The sequence below is a fragment of the Vallitalea maricola genome (assembly GCF_036985595.1).
Taxonomy (GTDB): domain Bacteria; phylum Bacillota; class Clostridia; order Lachnospirales; family Vallitaleaceae; genus Vallitalea; species Vallitalea maricola.
On the sequence record NZ_BTPU01000431.1, the window covers coordinates 1 to 237 of the forward strand.

The 237-nt window shown below is 35.0% G+C and carries 1 protein-coding gene; it reads right to left on the reverse strand.

Features of this window, described 5'->3' with window-relative positions:
* The coding region (locus AACQ14_RS24545; protein WP_339366146.1) for an AarF/UbiB family protein at positions 1-237 on the reverse strand (237 nt) is incomplete at both ends.

A 237-nucleotide genomic window follows, 5' to 3' on the forward strand; every position in this document is an offset into this window, starting at 1 on the left:
CCAAAACATTTTCAAAACTATATTTACTATAAATTTCAGGAATGTAAAGTGCTTTATCGTATTCACTACCTTGCTCAAAATTACGTTTTAATTGGATAGCATTTGCAGCTTCCCGATTAAGGTTTAATTCATCGATGATAGTTTTTCGGTATTCTTCTACCACTTCTTTTGGACGTAAACGCTTACCATCAGGTAACCAACGTGCGACGATGCCAGCAAACAATGACATCACTTTAA